General features: G+C 42.7%; 19 protein-coding genes. 9 read left to right on the forward strand and 10 right to left on the reverse strand.

The features are described from left to right. Positions 1-250 precede the first annotated feature (250 nt). The gene (locus G500_RS0107235; RefSeq protein WP_245574472.1) at positions 251-790 is read right to left on the reverse strand and encodes a transposase; all 540 of its coding nucleotides are present in this window, start codon (positions 788-790) and stop codon (positions 251-253) included. 110 nt (positions 791-900) lie between these two features. Beyond that, positions 901-1,512, reverse strand: coding sequence for an AAA family ATPase (locus tag G500_RS0107240; protein WP_027002091.1), 612 nt, complete (start codon positions 1,510-1,512; stop codon positions 901-903). A gap of 222 nt (positions 1,513-1,734) precedes the next feature. On the opposite strand from G500_RS0107240, the gene G500_RS0107250 reads away from it, so the two are divergent. The 4 genes from G500_RS0107250 (at position 1,735) to G500_RS22705 (ending at position 4,720) form a co-directional block, all read left to right on the forward strand. Beyond that, the gene (locus G500_RS0107250; protein WP_027002092.1) at positions 1,735-2,319 is read left to right on the forward strand and encodes a DUF1599 domain-containing protein; all 585 of its coding nucleotides are present in this window, start codon (positions 1,735-1,737) and stop codon (positions 2,317-2,319) included. Positions 2,320-2,508: 189 nt separating this feature from the next. Then, a complete protein-coding gene (gene rnhA, locus G500_RS0107255) occupies positions 2,509-2,994 on the forward strand; it encodes a ribonuclease HI (protein ID WP_027002093.1) in 486 nt (161 codons plus the stop codon). Next, a complete protein-coding gene (locus tag G500_RS0107260) occupies positions 2,969-4,060 on the forward strand; it encodes a LysM peptidoglycan-binding domain-containing protein (RefSeq protein ID WP_027002094.1) in 1,092 nt (363 codons plus the stop codon). The genes rnhA and G500_RS0107260 overlap by 26 nt, the downstream gene beginning before the upstream one ends. 141 nt (positions 4,061-4,201) lie before the next feature. Next, positions 4,202-4,720, forward strand: a complete 519-nt coding sequence (locus G500_RS22705; RefSeq protein WP_051203357.1) for a MarR family winged helix-turn-helix transcriptional regulator — start codon at positions 4,202-4,204, stop codon at positions 4,718-4,720. Between the two features lie 103 nt (positions 4,721-4,823). Here the strand turns inward: G500_RS22705 and G500_RS0107270 are convergent, their stop codons facing one another. Then, a complete protein-coding gene (locus G500_RS0107270; protein ID WP_027002095.1) occupies positions 4,824-5,651 on the reverse strand; it encodes an alpha/beta fold hydrolase in 828 nt (275 codons plus the stop codon). A 275-nt stretch (positions 5,652-5,926) separates the two neighbouring features. Here G500_RS0107270 and G500_RS0107280 point away from each other — a divergent pair, with 275 nt between their 5' ends. Next, positions 5,927-6,175 (forward strand): hypothetical protein, encoded by a 249-nt coding sequence (locus G500_RS0107280; protein WP_027002096.1) that lies wholly within the window; start codon positions 5,927-5,929, stop codon positions 6,173-6,175. Positions 6,176-6,310: 135 nt separating this feature from the next. Here G500_RS0107280 and G500_RS22710 read toward each other — a convergent pair whose 3' ends face one another. Together G500_RS22710 and G500_RS0107295 are read right to left on the reverse strand one after the other, a co-directional pair. Continuing rightward, positions 6,311-7,153 carry a class I SAM-dependent methyltransferase gene (locus tag G500_RS22710; protein ID WP_161626100.1) on the reverse strand — a complete coding sequence of 281 codons (843 nt, stop codon included), beginning with the start codon at positions 7,151-7,153 and terminating at the stop codon, positions 6,311-6,313. A 115-nt stretch (positions 7,154-7,268) separates the two neighbouring features. Next, a complete protein-coding gene (locus G500_RS0107295) occupies positions 7,269-7,817 on the reverse strand; it encodes a gamma carbonic anhydrase family protein (protein WP_027002097.1) in 549 nt (182 codons plus the stop codon). Between the two features lie 445 nt (positions 7,818-8,262). Here G500_RS0107295 and G500_RS0107305 point away from each other — a divergent pair, with 445 nt between their 5' ends. Beyond that, a complete protein-coding gene (locus G500_RS0107305; RefSeq protein WP_027002099.1) occupies positions 8,263-8,922 on the forward strand; it encodes an HD domain-containing protein in 660 nt (219 codons plus the stop codon). Between the two features lie 36 nt (positions 8,923-8,958). Here G500_RS0107305 and G500_RS24905 read toward each other — a convergent pair whose 3' ends face one another. From G500_RS24905 to G500_RS24910, 4 genes are all read right to left on the reverse strand, one after another. Next, positions 8,959-10,197 carry a phospholipase D-like domain-containing protein gene (locus tag G500_RS24905; protein WP_154657060.1) on the reverse strand — a complete coding sequence of 413 codons (1,239 nt, stop codon included), beginning with the start codon at positions 10,195-10,197 and terminating at the stop codon, positions 8,959-8,961. Positions 10,198-10,332: 135 nt separating this feature from the next. After that, positions 10,333-11,157 carry a formylglycine-generating enzyme family protein gene (locus G500_RS22720; RefSeq protein ID WP_051203360.1) on the reverse strand — a complete coding sequence of 275 codons (825 nt, stop codon included), beginning with the start codon at positions 11,155-11,157 and terminating at the stop codon, positions 10,333-10,335. Between the two features lie 127 nt (positions 11,158-11,284). After that, the gene (locus G500_RS0107320) at positions 11,285-11,509 is read right to left on the reverse strand and encodes a hypothetical protein (RefSeq protein WP_027002100.1); all 225 of its coding nucleotides are present in this window, start codon (positions 11,507-11,509) and stop codon (positions 11,285-11,287) included. A gap of 154 nt (positions 11,510-11,663) precedes the next feature. Next, positions 11,664-13,442, reverse strand: a complete 1,779-nt coding sequence (locus G500_RS24910; protein WP_051203361.1) for an SUMF1/EgtB/PvdO family nonheme iron enzyme — start codon at positions 13,440-13,442, stop codon at positions 11,664-11,666. A 163-nt stretch (positions 13,443-13,605) separates the two neighbouring features. Between G500_RS24910 and G500_RS0107340 the strand changes: the two genes are divergently transcribed. From G500_RS0107340 to G500_RS0107350, 3 genes are all read left to right on the forward strand, one after another. Continuing rightward, positions 13,606-14,574: a vWA domain-containing protein gene (locus G500_RS0107340; RefSeq protein WP_154657061.1), complete on the forward strand. Its 969-nt coding sequence runs from the start codon at positions 13,606-13,608 to the stop codon at positions 14,572-14,574. A 23-nt stretch (positions 14,575-14,597) separates the two neighbouring features. Continuing rightward, complete coding sequence (locus G500_RS0107345; protein WP_027002103.1) at positions 14,598-15,416, forward strand: protein phosphatase 2C domain-containing protein; 819 nt, start codon at positions 14,598-14,600, stop codon at positions 15,414-15,416. A gap of 217 nt (positions 15,417-15,633) precedes the next feature. Then, positions 15,634-16,005, forward strand: a complete 372-nt coding sequence (locus G500_RS0107350) for a hypothetical protein (protein ID WP_154657062.1) — start codon at positions 15,634-15,636, stop codon at positions 16,003-16,005. An 85-nt stretch (positions 16,006-16,090) separates the two neighbouring features. On the opposite strand, the gene G500_RS0107355 is transcribed toward G500_RS0107350, so the two are convergent. Beyond that, positions 16,091-16,504, reverse strand: a complete 414-nt coding sequence (locus G500_RS0107355) for a hypothetical protein (RefSeq protein WP_027002105.1) — start codon at positions 16,502-16,504, stop codon at positions 16,091-16,093. Positions 16,505-16,629 lie beyond the last annotated feature (125 nt).

Below are 16,629 nucleotides of genomic sequence, written 5' to 3' on the forward strand. Positions count from 1 at the left end.
TCGAACTGCTAACCTTATTGAGTTGGGTTTGCTTATCCGAACAAAAAAACAACTTGAAAAAAGAGATAGAGCCTTAAATAATATTTTAGAGGCTTCCACGCCGTTGTCTGTATCTTCACAGACGACAAGGGGCATAACGTTGATTATCGTATTGTCATAAAGTTGCTTGTGTGACACAAGCAACGGCGGGAGCGAAACACAAGCAACGGCGTACCAACGCCGTTGTCTGTGTCCACACAGACGACCAAGGCTATATCCGCTCTCGATAATCTTGCAAAAAACCAAACTCATCTATTCCCAGCTCATAAAATTTGGCAGACGAATATCGATAATCTACGTAATCTTCCACCAACGCCCATTTCTTAGCAATCGGATTATGATGAATGTACTGTAACTTTTGCTCAAACACCGCAGGGCTATACAAAACAATCGGCAGACTGTTTCGCTCCCAAAATTGGTGCTGCCTATCTGCTTTTCCTTCTACTTCAAAATAAGGCAGAACCTTCTGATGATGCAAACGTAGGTCTTCTAAAAATTGATGAGCCGTGTATTTCATGAAACTGGCGTGTGGCATTTCCTTTCCATTCTTAGCGAGCATTTCCCAAATCAGATGGATATGATTGGGCATAAGCACAAAAGCATACACTGCTATTTTTTGCTTTTTTGAAAGGTAGTTTAAACTCTCGATGATGATTTCCTTGTATTTATCCTGTGCAAGTAGGGGCTGCCATTTCAAAATAGTAGCAGTATAGAAATACACTTGCCCTAACTCCATTGAGGGAAATAACATATTTTTGTGTTTAGGTTTTGTTGATTATTGTATTGCATGAGTCGCTTGTGAGACACAAGCAACAGCGAGACGGCGAGGGGTTAAGTTTCATAGGGATAAGGTAAGAAATATTACCAAAATTCGCAAAGTTGCTTGTGTGACACAAGCAACGGCGAGGGATATTGAGGCAGTATTTTATTTTCAAGTAAAAAATTGATGGTAGGAAAATTTGAAATAAAGTCTATCTGCTTCCACATTTCGTCTGCCTGAAAATCATGAAAAGGTCTTGACTCTGCGACAAGTAAATAATCTGTTGAGATATTGCAAGAGTTAATATTATCTTTGTATGGGTATTTAGTAGTAACTTGATTTGAGTAAAATATGACATCTACATTACTTAAATATGTACTTTCTTTTTGGTTTTCAATTATATCTTCATTTTCTTTTTCTTCTTTTAAATATTTTATTTTCCCATTTAGTTTTGAAATTTCATTTGCTATATTATATTTACAATGCAGAATAAGCTCCAAAACCGTACTCTTCCCCGCCCCATTTTCGCCAATAATAGCGGTAACGTTGGTAATGCCACTGCCAAAGAAGTCTTTACCCGTAGAAATAGCGTCCGTATTTTCTACGCAAGAAAGCACACCATTTTTAAACTCAAAGCGGTATCGAGGGCTAAAATTAAACCCCTGCTCTTTGATGTTTTTGTAGTCTTCTATCCAGATATAGAGAAGTTCCATGTAGTTGCGTTTTTTGCAAAGATAAGAAAAAATTAAAACCCAAACTAAAAAAAGAAAAAAAGTTGGTCGTTTCTAAATTTGGGTATTTTGCTGCTGCCCGAAAGGATTTGGAAAAATGGCGTTTGTCGAAAAAAATAAAAGCACGAGGCGTTATTTTGTGTATTTTTGTGAAAACAAACACGCGCTTCTCTTTTCTCCTTTTTATATTTTCTTTCCTCGCCTATGAGTCAGCACGAAAAGACCCTCGCCCAATATCGCCAAATTATTCAGACCTGCCAGCAAATTTTTGAGCAAAAAAATAAAGACTACGGCACTTCTTGGCGCATCTTGCGTCTGCCTTCTATCACCGACCAAATCTTTATCAAAGCCCAACGGATTCGCAACATTCAAGAAAAAGGGCAGCAGCTGGTAGAAGATAGCGTCGCGACCGAATTTGCAGGGATTATCAACTATTGCGTAATGGCACTGATTCAAATTCAACTCACACAGGATAGCCGCTTAGAACTGCCCCTCAAAGAGCTTTCCGACCTATACACGCAACAGGTAGAGCGCAATATCCAACTCCTGCACAAAAAAAACCACGACTACGGCGAGGCTTGGCGCATCATGCGCATTAGCAGCATCACCGATATTATCCTGATGAAACTCCTGCGCACCAAACGCATAGAAGATAATTTGGGCAAAACCTTAGTTTCCGAAGGCGTAGATGCCAACTACCGCGACATCTTAAACTATGCCGTCTTTTCGCTTATCCTGCTCACACAGCAAGAGATGAAAAATATCAAACCCGAAACCACTTCTGTATAGTGGAGTTCTATTTGTGGGGACACAAACAACGGCGAGGTCATTTGTGAGGACACAAACAACGGCGAAGGACACAAACAACGGCGAGGTCATTTGTGGGGACACAAACAACGGCGAGGTTTAAAACCTAATATTACTGCACTTCCTTACCTTATTAAAAAAAGTGCGCATCTCTAATTTTTTTGTACCAAAATGGCATCTATCGTAATTTATACAGACGGCGCAGCACAAGGCAACCCCGGAAAAGGCGGTTATGGCACAGTTTTGCTTGCCCCCGAATTAGGTCTTCGCAAAGAATTGGCAGAGGGCTTTCGCCTCACCACCAACAACCGCATGGAACTTTTAGCCGTCATCTGCGGCTTGGAGGCTCTCAAAAGAGAAGGCATGCAGGTCAAGATTTATTCCGACTCGAAATACGTCGTCGATGCCGTAGAAAAAAAATGGGTCTTGGGCTGGGAAAAAAAAGACTTCCTCGATAAAGGCACTGAACGCCCCAATGCCGACCTCTGGCGGCGTTTTCTCAAAAGCTATCGCAAACATCAGGTTTCCTTTCAATGGATACGCGGACATGCAGGAATCCCTGAAAATGAACGCTGTGATGCCTTAGCCGTTGCCGCCGCTAATAGTAACACGCTCAAAATAGATACCTATTATGAACAAAATCAGTACAACCGCTAATTTTTTATACCCTATCGCCTTCAAACACCCTTTAAACACCCTTCAAATGAGGCTTTTACTGCCCACAAAGGCTTTCGCTGTGGCAATTTTCTTTTTCGCTGCCTTCTTTTTGGGTACAAAAAATGCAAAAGCCGAAGGGCAAAATCCAAACTTGACGCTTGGTTTTGTCGTGCCTACCGATTCGATTGGTCTGGAAAGGCACAATGGCAGGCTCTACATTCGCCACAAAGTACGCGCAGGAGAAGACATCTTGGGAATTGCGCGACGCTATTACGTCGATGTCAACACGCTCATCAGCCTCAATCCCTTTGCTCGCAATCCATTGCAGCAGGGGCAGATTGTCCGAATCCCTTATCAGCGCACCGAAGCCCCGACCAGCATCAAAAATTACACCGTCCGCGCTGATGATACCCTCTATAAAATTGCCCTTAAATTTGGAACAAGTGCGAAAGCCATTAAAGATTTAAACCAAATGGCTACCAACGAAATTCGCATAGGACAGGATTTGCTTATTCCTATGAACGAAAACACCGAAACTACAAGAGGTATCGCAGGCAGTACAGAAAGTCAGAAGCAAAATCAGCAAGAAAATAAAATCGTTTATCAATATTATACGATTGAAGCAGGCGACAATTTGATAAAAATTGCCAACAAGCACAAAATCACCGTAAGCCAATTAAAGGAATGGAATCAACTCACAAATGATACAATCCGAATCGGACAAAAACTTATCGTAGGCAAATCCGAACTCTACACAACCCACAATCCCACCAAAAGCAACAACGGCAGACACTCTAAAAAAACGCGCACCGAATCAGGCGTATGTAGCATGATTGATAGCGAGGGTACGCGCTTTTTGGGCTTGCATCGAACCCTACCCGTAGGCTCTATGGTGCGCGTCTTCAACGACAACACAGGTTTGAGTGTAGAAGTAGAAATCATTGGCAAAATCCCCAATATTTCGGCAAACGAAAATATCATTATCAAAATTACCAAAGCCGCCTGTTATCAGTTGGGTACAAAGGCAAAGGCGTTTCCTGTTGTCCTGACTTGGGAAGCAAAGTAAGCCTTTGTATCTGCCCCAAAATAGTAGGCATGCCGACTTTTTTGCCGCTTTTCAGCCAATAAGTGCAAAAGTGTGCGTTTTTTGCCTTATCTTTGTTATCGCTGCTTTTAATTTATCCTTTTATTTGGTTCGATTTGCCTTATGCAAGAACAAGAAAAGAAAAAACGTTCGGTAGATTTTGCCCTCAAAGCCTCTTGGCTTGCTATCGCCAAGATGTATAACTTATTAGGCGAAAAACATGGCATTACCCATTCCACAGGCTTTGTCTTGCTCAATATCAATCAGGAGGAAGGCACACCTGCTACCAAAATTGCCCCTTTAATGGGCATGGAAGCCCGCTCCCTTACCCGTATTCTCAAAAGCATGGAAAAAGAAGGGCTAATTTTACGCCAAGCCGACGGCAAAGACCGCCGAAAGGTTATGATTTGCCTAACCCAAGAGGGTAGAATTAGACGCGAAGCCGCAAGGCAAGCCGTCAAGACCTTCAACCAGCAAATTGTCGCGCAAATAGAGCCTGAAAAGTTGGAACATTTTTTTGAAGTCGTGCAAATCATCAATCAGACCACCGACAAAAATCTCTCTGCCGAAGGGAATTTTGTGGAAGTAGTCCGAAACAAAGTAGAGGAATCTTTAAACCAAAGAGTAGAACTCAAAAAATAGGAACGAAACAAGGCTTTTCGAGCAAGTAGAAAGCGCGAAGTGCAAACTTCGCGCTACTTTTTTGGTATCAAATACTTTTCTAAGCCTTTAAAATTAGCCCGTCTTACCCTTTTGCAAACTGCCTAACAAAATTTCGGATAGGCTCTACATAGCTCTCCACATGCGTTAGCACACAGGCATGCGCTCCTTCGGTGAGGATAAAGCCCTGACTATTAGGCAAATCTTGGTGCAACTGCTCCCCTAATTGAAAGGGAACGCCCGAATCTTCTTTGCCATGCAAAACAAGGGCAGGCTGCTGAATCTGACCCAATAGCGGCGTGATTTCATCGCGCTCTAAAAGGTTGTTCATGCCATGAAAGATATTATCGCCTTTGTAATTTTGCCAAATAGGAAACCACTGCGCCCAATAAGGAGCAATTTTAGGGTCATCTTCTGCCCCAATAATCGCACCCATCAAGCCTTTGAGCATCGGCTCTACTGCCCCTACATTTTTCCATGTATCGCGCACCTCGCGATAAGCCGCCTTTGTAGGTTCTTCGTCTGCACCTGAGCGCGTACTCATCAAAACAAGCCCCGAAACACGCGCTGGATGTCGCAATGCCAAGCGCAAAGCCGCATATCCGCCCTGCGACATGCCGCTGATAATCGCCTTTTCTATCTGCAAAGCGTCCATTAGGGCGATACAATCCGCCACTGTGTCGTAAAGTGAAAAAGCCTTGCCGTCCCACTGCGTTTTTCCTAAGGCACGCGCATCGAAGGCGACAAGGCGAAATTCGTTGCCCAAAGCCTGCATCAGGGGCGAAAACATAGTAGAGTCGAGCAAAAAGCCATGCAGCAGGAGCAGCACAGGCGCATCAGAAGCAGCCCTTTCGAAGTTGTGGAGGTAGTGAATTTTTTGTCCGTTGGCTTCTAAATAGTTGGAAAGCAGCATAGAAGTAAGATTTGTGTAAGGTTAGAGTAGAAATAGAGAAAGTGAAAGATAAGCACTTCGAATCACAAAACCAAATAAGGGCATTTGGTTTTGAGTGTCTAAATTTTTCTAAAAAAAGTTAGACAAAGGCTTTTTTCCTACAAACCTTTTGAGAACAAAGCGGTTAAGTAGCTATGCCAAATCTTCCAAAACGCGCCGCAATTTCTGGCAAAAGTGGCGAAAATATACTTGAAAGCAGCGGCTTTTTCTTTTCTAACCTCTAAATTTGATGGGCAATGTGGATTTTACTCTTCATGCTGGCGCAAACCCTACTATTTCCCCTTTTTATTATCCTGATGCTAAGAAGCGCAGGCACAAAAAATGCTGTTGAAGCAAATTTGGAAAACCCCAAACAAAATGGCGACGACGAAGGCGGCTTGCCCGTAGGTTGGGAAGATTTCCCCCTCGATTTGCCGCCTTTTGTTACCCTGCCAACGGACGATTTGCCTACTGTGCCACAAGACAAAGATTTGGTATTGCAGTAGAAGCCATGACGCGCGAAGCTGGAGCTTCGCGCTACTTTTAATCTCATTTCGGACAAGGCAAAATGCCACACACCTGCACTGAAAAAGACTTTGCAAAAAAGTAGGAACGCGCGAAGCTGGAACTTCGCGCTACTTTTACACTTTTTTGGCTTCAAAAAGCCAATCCGTTGGCAGTAGCCCCAACTTAAATTGGGTGTCCGAATCTATCGTTTCGCACTTGTAGGTGCGCACCGAAAAGCCATGTTGCGCCACAAGTTCGCCAAAATTACGCCCATAAAGGCGCACATGGTCGTGCTGACCGTATTCTTTTTGTCGCAATTCAGGGGTATTGATAGCAGGGTCTTGATAAGTATCAGGGCGATTTAAGTCCATCGGGACAAGCAAAATCGCCGCTCCTTCGGGCTTCAAGACGCGCCTTATTTCAGACAAGGCTTTGCCCTCCTCTTCAATATGCTCCAAAACGTGCGAGCATAGTATCAAATCAAAACTATTATCGGCTTCGGGCAAAGCCGTAAGGTCATAGTTTTTTGTAATTTTGGGATATTTATCGTACCCTTCGGCAAATTTATCGCAAGGGACATACAGAACATTGGGATTTTTGCGCCCTAATTTGGAAAGAATGGCAAATAAAGCAGGTTCGGGCGCAACATGCAAGATACGAAAAACCGTTGGAGAAGCCGCAATTTTAGCAAAAAAATCATACTCTTTCTCTAAATAATGCCAAGTAAATCTATGCCTATCCAAAGAATGACAAACAGGACAGTAACTATTGCTGCGCGGCGGATTGCCATAAGGAAAAAAAGTGGCTAAGGAACTTTTACAACAAGGGCAATAGACCCAACTACCTTTTAAAACATTTTTAAAGATAAAACTTTTAAAAGATTTTGGCAATAACTTGACAAACGACATAAGGCGTGATTTGGTTTTGGGTGAAGAAGGGCGAAAATAGTTGTTGTGGTTTGGAAATAAAATTGGCATCTTCATAGGGACAACGCACCGCGTTGTCCCAGCTATGCACGAATGAAACAACAACGTTTTTCAATTTTGCTACGCAGACAAGGCAATGCCTTGTCCCTACATTGGCATCTGATTTTTAGAATTTCACATCACTGCTTTGGGCAGGGGGTTGCGCTTCTTCTTTAAACCAACTTGCATATTTGATGTAGTTATTGGCAATTCTATGCAACATTTCCTCTCTATCGCCTACCTGCTTTACTTTTTTGGCAGGCACACCTGCATAAATCCAGCCGCTTTCTACGACCGTATTTTCCAGCACCACCGCTCCTGCTGCCACGATTGCGCCCTTTTGTACCACTGCGTTATCCAACACACGCGCCCCCATGCCTATCAGACAATAATCTTCGAGCGTGCAGCCATGCACAACGGCATTATGCCCGATGGTAACATAGTTGCCAATATGAGTGGGGGCAGTTTGGTAAGTGCCATGAATGGTGACGTTGTCTTGGATATTGGTATGATGCCCGATTTTGATGTAATGCACATCGCCACGCACCACTGCGCCAAACCAGACGCTGCAAAAATCGCCCATCTCTACTTCGCCTACCAGCGTTGCGTTGGGGGCTGTAAAACAGTCGTTGCCTATTTTGGGCGTATAGCCTCGTACAGGAAGAATAAGTGCCATATCTTTTTTTTTGCGTAAAAACTGCCGACAAGTTAGCAAAACCCTACGATTTTGAAGTTGCAAAAATGCGCTTTTTTTCCGAAAAAATGCTTTCGAGAGCCGTCGGCGACGGCGTGTGTTTTTTATTTTTTTTATTTTTTCTTGGAAAAACCTCGTCGACGGGCAACGCCCTCGACGACGGTTCATCAAAATTTCATCTTCAAAAAAACCACTAAAACCTATAAAAACCAAAACCTTATCACTTTTTTTGCGCCCCATTTGGAATATTGAAACAGAGTTTGTAAATTGAGGAAAGGTAATACGCCTTCTTAATTTTATTACAGAAAAATGCTAAAAATGATGACACGTTTAAAGAATACAGAAAACAACTTGCAATAAAAGTTGAGCAGTGGTGGAAGGCGAAATCTGAATAACTTTCTTTTTTTATTAAAATAATCTTTTACTCATGTCCCCATACCAAACGAAAATTATTGAGCAAACTGCCGCTTTTGTGCAGCAGACCTTAGCCGCTGCCGAAGGCGGACACGATTGGTGGCATATCTATCGTGTGTGGCGATTGTCTAAATCTATTGCAAAAACTGAAAAAGTAGATAATTTTGTAGTAGAACTGGGTGCGCTTCTACACGACATCGCCGATTCGAAATTTCATAATGGCGACGAAACCCTTGCACCCAAGATAGCACGCAATTTTTTGGCTTCGCTACAAGTAGAAGAAAATATAATTTCCCACGTTGAAAATATAATCGTTCATATTTCCTTTAAAGGAGGAAATCAAGTTCAGAAGTTCAAATCGCCCGAACTCGATGTGGTGCAAGATGCCGATAGGTTAGATGCCCTTGGTGCTGTTGGTATTGCAAGGACTTTTAACTACGGTGGCTATAAAAACAGACCACTTTACAATCCTGATATTAAACCAAATTTGAACCTAACAAAGGAAGAATATAAAAATAGCAACGCGCCCACTATCAATCATTTTTACGAAAAACTGCTATTGCTCAAAGATAGAATGAACACCCAAACGGCAAGGGAAATGGCAGAGGAAAGGCATCGGTATATGGAGGCGTTTCTTGCCCAATTTTATAGAGAGTGGAAGGGTGAGATTTAATAATTTGTCTATTTTTTTGATTTTTATTTTTAGGTTTTATTTTTTGGCTTCACTTTTAAACTTTCCACAAAATTTCATTAAGTTTTCTATTTCGGTCAGGATTTGGTTTTTTATTTCTTCAAAATAAGCCTTCAAATCTTGATAAGAAGTTAGGATTTGCCACTCTTTTTTGGCTTGTAATGTCGCAATCTCTTCTAAAAGTTTTTCTTTTTGCAGGAGGCGTTCCTTTTTTAGTTTTTCTAATAGCTCAATTTCTGTAATGTTTTCAATATCATAACCAAAAGCAATACCCGCTTTAAGCGTTTCCAAAATTTGTTGTAACCTTGCTTTATCGCCTTTTGCCTTTGCTTTTTGTGCTGCCTCGAAAATCTTACGTGCCGCCGCCTCGTGTTCGGGTCTGACCCTATCGGGGTGGCAACGTTTGGCAATTTCGCGAAAAAGGCTTTTCAAATCGTTTTGCGCCGAAGTAGGTGGCTCAAAATGAGGGCTGCGCGTATCCTGCTGGGCTTCAAAGTCTGCGTTTTGAGCATTTTCACTTTCGTTTTCAAAGTTTTTTGAAAAGTTGGATTCAAAATTTTTTGCTTCTTCCTTCAAGGCTTCAAACTGCTGCTTATCGGCTTGTTTTTGCGTTTGGGCAGCCTTCTGCGCTGCCGCTTGGGTGCGCCAATGCAGCAAATCTTTTAGATTTTGATACAAATAAACGTTTTGTTGATGTAAAAAGCGGCTAATTTTTTCAAAAATACTTTCCTTTTCTGTTTCTAAAAGACTAATTTCTTGGTCTAAAAATTTAATCTCTTGCTGCAAACTTTTTAGATACAAATTTATACCTAACCCCTCCTGATAAACCATTTCCCTACCCGTATAACGTGCAAATAAATCGGCAAACTCCCTACAAAATTCGGCTACCATCTCGCCCTCTTTGATAACAATTAGGTTTTCTTTGTTCTGATTTGCTGCCCGAAAAGTCCAATTATACGAACCTGAAAGCACCTTTTTTTTATCTATGATACAAAATTTATTGTGCATCAATTCTTTCGAAACCGCAACCAATTCGCCCCCCAGACGCTTAAACTCCGAAAAATCGAGTCCGTATTGCCCAAAATTGATGTCGTCTTGTAAAAGAATCACCCTGACGCGCACCCCCACACGCAAACGCGCCTGCAAACTTGCCAACAAGTCCCTATCCGTAAACCACGCAACCGCAACCCAGATGTCGCGCTCCGCCTCCGACAAAGAGCCAAGCAAGACGTTTTTAATGTTCTGAAAATGTACCATTTTTTTATTTTGAGTTTGAGCCGTCGGCGAGGCTAAAGCCGTCGCCGAGGCGTGTTTCTTTTTTCTTTTTTTCTTTTTCTTTCTCTTTTTCCAAAAAACCTCGTCGACGGGCAACGCCCTCGACGGGGGTTGATTTTATTTTTTAACCATTCGGAAACCCAAATAGCTATTTTTGTTGTCTTCCGCTGCATAAAAGCGAGTTATGGAACGGCAATAACCATCAAAACTATTCCACGAACCACCGCGCACAACGCGATGCTTGGAATAATTTTCTTTTGTGTGAAGCGGATTTGCCTTGCGTGCTTGGGGAGTTCTGTAAAAATCTTCGTCAAAATAATCCAGACACCACTCCCAAACATTACCGCTCATATCATACAAGCCTAATTCATTGGGCTTTTTTTGGGCTACCGCTTGGGCTTTGTCATTGGCATTTTCCCGATACCAAGCCACTTGCTCTACATCAGACGAGCCTGCATAAAGATAGTTTTGACTCTGCTTGCCCCCTATGGCAGCGTATTCCCACTGCGCTTCCGAAGGCAAAGTACCACCATAGTAAGTACAAAAAGCCAAAGCCCCTTCTATGCTCACCAGCACGATAGGGTGATTGTCGTAGCCTTTCAACACTACCCAAACCCCATCATTCTGGCGCAAAAGATACAAATTTTTATTGCCCCAAGCAACCCAACTTTCCAACTCAGCACGAGTGGGCTTGCGGGCGTTCAAAAACTCAGCATACTGCCCATAAGTAACCTCAGTATGCGCTATCCAAAAGGTGGAAACCGATACCCTATGTTGGGGGAGTTCCGCTCTGTAGCAGTCATGCCTTGTGGTATCGCAGCCACGCAGAAAACTACCTCCCACTACTTCGACCATCTCCATACCCGAAGGCAAAATAGGCACCTGCCCCTGACAAAAGCCTGACACCATCACCCAAAAAAGCACCAAAATTGTTTTATTCATACCCATTTTTTTATTAGCCGTCGGCGAGGCTAAAGCCGTCGCCGAGGCGTGTGATTTTTTTTTATTTTTTTCTTTTTATTTTTTCCAAAACAAGGTCAGGCGCAATCGAGTAAATATTTTTCGTTCTTCATAGGATTATATCGCGAGGTTGGTCGTTACGAGCATTGTAAATTTCTTGGGCTAACTCATCACCAGTTTGGTCTGATTGCCAACTTCCACAAAGCGCGAAAAAGCGTCTTTCTCTTTCTGCCTTTTGTGCCGCCTTCCATTCCCAAAGGGCATCGAGAAGCTGACGACTTTGGGTTTCTAAAATCCACTCGATAAGAGCAAGTTTGAGTTGTTCGATTTGCATAAATAGTGTCGTTTTGAGCCGTTAGAGGCGTGTTGTTTTTCTTTCTTCTTTTTCCAAAAAAAACTCGCCGAAAGGCAACGCCCTCGACGACGGTTGAAAACAAAAATACAAAAAATAAAAATACAAAAGGGTAAAAACCTAAAAGCACAAAGCGTTACAGCCTAAGGGACAAACGAAAGCCGTTGTCGTTGTCCCTAACAGAAGGATAGTACCCGTAACGGACGGCAGAGCGGCAGAGATTATCATTGAAGTACCACGAACCGCCACGCAAAAGCATATAGTCAGATACTTTGTTATTCAAAGGGTTTTGCTTTTTGGCATCAGCAGTTTCATAAAACTTTTCATCATAATAATCCTGACACCATTCCCACACATTGCCGCTCATGTCGTATAAACCTAATTCATTGGGTAGCTTTTGGCGAACAGGATGAGTTTTTGAACCTGAATTTTTATCATACCACGCCACCTCATCTAAGTTATTAGAACCCGCATACTTGTAGCCTTTGCTTTTATTGCCTCCTCTGGCGGCATATTCCCACTGCGCTTCAGAAGGCAGAGAGCCGCCATAAAAACGGCAAAATTCATCTGCCCCATACCACGTTACATAAACAACAGGGTGATTTTCAAAACCTGATTGGGGTTGCCACTTATTACCTACCTTTTCTACGCCCCATTTGTGTTCATAAATCATCGCCAGCCCTTTATGCTCGCCGTCTTTTACTACGTCGCTGCCGTATTCATTCAAAAAAGCGGCATACTGGGCGTTCGTAACCTGTGTTTCTGCCATATAAAAGCCATCTAAGCGGGCTTTGTGTAGGGGTTTGGCATCATCCATACCTCTATCCTCTCCATCTCTATTTGGGTCGTACCCCATCATAAATTCTCCACCTTCTACATAGATAAGTTTGAGCGGCTCGCTGCCTCCTATCAAAAGGGTTTTGGTGGGGGGTGGGCTTAGGGTTTGCTGCTGTTTGAGAAGTTGTAGCTCTTCTTTGAGCCTTATGGCTTGTTTTTTTAGGCTTTTCCCTACAAAAGCCCGCAACCCAATGACTTTGATATGCGTTTGCGCCAAGCTACTAAGCATCAGCCCTAAGAGTTGTCGCAATTCGGGGTCGGGCATCAGCCATAGCTTTTTGATAAGCTCGCTTTCCATCGGGTTTTCGAAGTCTTCTTTGATAAAAAGGAGGTGGTCGCCTTCTTTTCGTAAGTTTATCAGGGCAGGCTCAAGGCTAAGTGCCTTCAAAGCAAGCAAGATAACCAAGATAGGGAAATCGTCTATTTGGGGGCAGTAGGGGAAATTTTTGCGTTCGGGGTGCTGGAAGGCAGAGCCGCCCAGTTCGCCCGAAGGCAGGTGCGCAAGGGAAGGCAGGTAGATGCCGTCGTAATCCACTAAGGTAAGTTTGGCATTTTCGCCCACAATGATATTGTCGTGCTTCAAATCGCCATGCGCAAAGGGAGCTTCCAGAAGGTAGTCTGCCAAAAGAACAAACGCCTCATAAAGCGCGTCTATGGCAAGCCACTCACCCTTTTTTGCCTTTTCCGACACATATTCGCCCAACGTTTTGCCCTCTGCCCAAGGCATTAGCACCAGCGGAAAATCGCCCTGCGCCATATCTCCGCTCACCCATAACTCGTCGGTGTAGTATTCAAAAGGCAGCAGGTAGGGACTTTGCGCTTGTGCAATAAAGCGCGAAATTTCCGCCAAACGCTTTTCCCTATGCGCGTCGTAATGCAAAAACATTTTCGCCGCATAGCCTTTGCCCTCCAAACGCACCTTGACAACGCAGCCAAAACGCCCCGTCATGAAATGAATCTGATTCGCAATAAAAGGCGAAGGCAGCGTTTCCAAAGCCTTCAAACGCTCGCTTTTCATAAATTCCTCCGCATGGCGAAAGCTATGCAGGTAGTCGGTAATGTTGGGATAAATAGGCATAAAATTGACTTTTGAGCCGTTTGAGGCGTGTTTTTCTTTCTTTTTTCTTTTCCAAAAAAACTTCGCCGACGGCTAAAAGCCTCGGCGACGGTTCGAAAATAGAAAAAAAAGCTATCTTTGCAAAACCTTTTTTTTATCTTGCAAACAAAAAAACTTATTTCCTATGTCGAACTTACCAACTACTTTCCAAACGGGCGATTTGAGCCAATACCTTGCTGCCATTCAGAGTCAGCCTTTGCATCATATCAAGGCAGAACCTTACACGCAGGAAATTTGTAGAGGGCAGCCTACGGCGATTATTTTTTTGGTAGACCAGTCGGGTTCGATGAGTGAGAAAATCAGGGGCAAAGACCAAAGTAAGGCAGATTTTGTGGCGAAGGCTATCAATCAAACTTTGTATGAACTTGTGTCTGTCTGCACAAAAGGGTATGGCATTGGGCATTATATTGATGTGGCTTTGATAGGATATGGGGGCATAGATAGCAAGCAGGCTTATAGCCTTTGGGAGGGAAATTTGAAGGGCAAGACTTGGGTGCAATCCGACCAACTATCTGGAAATGAAATAGATAGAGAAGAAATAGAGGTAGAAGACAGAGTGCGTGGTGAAATCAAGATGCTAAAAAAAACAATCCCTACTTGGCTAAGAGCCAAATCGCAAAGCCAAACGCCTATGGGGGCAGCCTTAGAATATGCGCACCTGCTTTTAAGCGAATGGATACAAAAGCACCCCCACAATTATCCGCCTACGGTTTTCAATATCACCGATGGAGCGCAAACGGATTGTAGCAATGAGGCACTTTTAGAAAAGGCAAAAAATCTAAAAAACTTACATACTTCTGATGGCAATGTTTTGCTCTTTAATCTGCATATAGATACAAGCCAAAACGAAAGTTTGCTTTTTCCCAGCGAGCGTGAAAGTCTGCCACAAGACCGTTATGCACAACTTATGTATGATATTGCTTCAGATTTGCCTGCGATTTATAATAGACAAGTAGCCGATTTAAACAATCAAGACATTCCTACCAATCGCACCTTTACAGCCCTTGCCTACCAAGCAGACGCGACAGCTTTTATGAAAATGATAGATATAGGCACACGCTCACAAAAGGCGCAAGTAAAAAATGCACAATAATCAAATCAATTATTTTATCAAATATGAAAATAGAAAGCCGCGCCCAAAGTTGCCCCAAAGATAGCAACGAACCCGAACGCCCCAATGAAGATGCTTTGCGCCAAGACAAAAGCAGGGGCATCTACGCCGTTTCTGATGGCGCAGGTGGCACAGGGATTTTTTCCGACCTTTGGGCAAATTATTTGGTGAGCCACTTGCCCGCAAAGCCTATTTTTTCACTTTCCGAACTAAATCAGTGGATTGATACAATTTGGGAATCTTTTTATCGTGAAAGAGAGCAAGCCTTAGAAAATTTGGCATATCCTATCCGCAACAAGTTTCATGAGCAGGGCAGTGCCGCCACCTTAGCCGCACTCTGGTTGGAGGGCGAAAAGGCGCATTTGCTTACGTATGGCGATAGTCATATTTGGTCTTTCAAGTCTGATGATTACACACAAAAACTTTTTATTCCCTACAAAAAGACAGAAGATTTTGAAGCCAATCCCTATCTTTTGAATTGGAAAGATGAAAACTTGTCGGAAAAAGGATTTTGCATAAAAAGTATAGAACTTGCTCAAAATCAAATTCTTATCTTAGCCACAGATGCCCTTTCGCTTTACCTGATGCAGCACTACGAGCGCAATTATGAAAAAGACGAAAAGCAAATTGAGGTAAGAGGAAAAATTAGACTTACTCACGAAGAGATAAACAAAAGTAAGGCTCAAAATTTTGACGAAATTTTGAAAAACCTTTGGAACGTTTTAGAAAGTGAAGAAAAGTTTAGCGAATTTTGTAGGGAAGCCTATCAGAAGGGACAACTTTTAAATGACGATTACAGCCTTATTTTCATTAAAATTTCGTAATTTTAAATGAACAAAGTAGGTCTTTTGGCAGCGATATTTTAAAGCCGCAATAGGTTCATAAATTTTTCATCTTGGCTTGCAACTTTTTCGACTTTTTTGTGGTCTTCTTAGTAGGAAAGGCAAAGATTTTGATAAGATTTCCCTTGAAACCTTACATTTGCACTACTTTCCACTTTTGATTTCTCCTTCCACTTTTTGCCCCCAAAGCCCCAAAGCTATGATACGCCTTCTTTTGCTTTTCGCGATTTTGCTCCTGCCTGCGGCTTGTCAGCAATGGACAGGCAAAAAGGGCGTGGCTACCAATCTATACCTAACGACTGCCATTTTAAAAGTAGAGCCTGCTTCGCCTACTTTGCCCGAATCGCGCACTTTTTTGGTCTTAGACAATGGCATCAAGCTCATTCCCCTAAATTGGGAAAGCATGGCGGAAAGCCTTTCGCCCGATTTGGAGAGCTATCTCAAAGACCCCAAAAAGGGGGAGTATCGCGTTCAGATTGCCTACAAAGAAGCCGCCTCTGGTCAGGCAAGCACACAGGTAGCAGGCGAAAAAGCAATCGTTTTAAATCAAATCGCGATGCTTGAAGAGTAAAATCTTACATCTGATAGTTTTGTAAAAAAATGATACCAAGCGCAAAAGAAGTTTTCAAAGCCTTGCTTTTACTTCTTTTCGCGCTTTATTTTTTGGTTAGCACCACTTCATTGACCTGCTGAACGGCATTGAAGCGAATTAAAAGCACATCAAGAGTTGCGTCGTTAGCTTGTCTATCACTTTGCGTATCTGGTTGCTTGCAATTTTTTTCGTGAGGCTTGATAAAATAGAGATACTGCTTTTGTTGCCTCTCGATAAGTTCGGTCTGATTGGGCGCACCCAAGAGGTCGCGAATTTGCATCTCACTCAAATCTTTGAGTTTGGTGCGCTGCTCGAAAAGCAGGCTCGCAAGTGGAGCGCGTTTGTCTTGGCAGGCTTTTGTATCGGCTTTCCAACTCGTTTCATCAAAGCCTTCAATTTGTACTTTTTCCTGACAAGATAAAAATAATCCACACAGAAAGAGTAGCAAAAGAGCTATAACGGATTTTTTGTTTTTCATTTTCATATAATTTTTATGATTTTAGATGTGAAAGTCGTTTGTGGGACACAAACAACAGCGAAGAGGGTTCTGTCCAAATTTTATTTCGTGTCTGAAAGTCGTTTGTGGGGACACAAACAACGGCG

Source organism: Hugenholtzia roseola DSM 9546, from assembly GCF_000422585.1.
Taxonomy (GTDB): Bacteria; Bacteroidota; Bacteroidia; order Cytophagales; family Bernardetiaceae; genus Hugenholtzia; species Hugenholtzia roseola.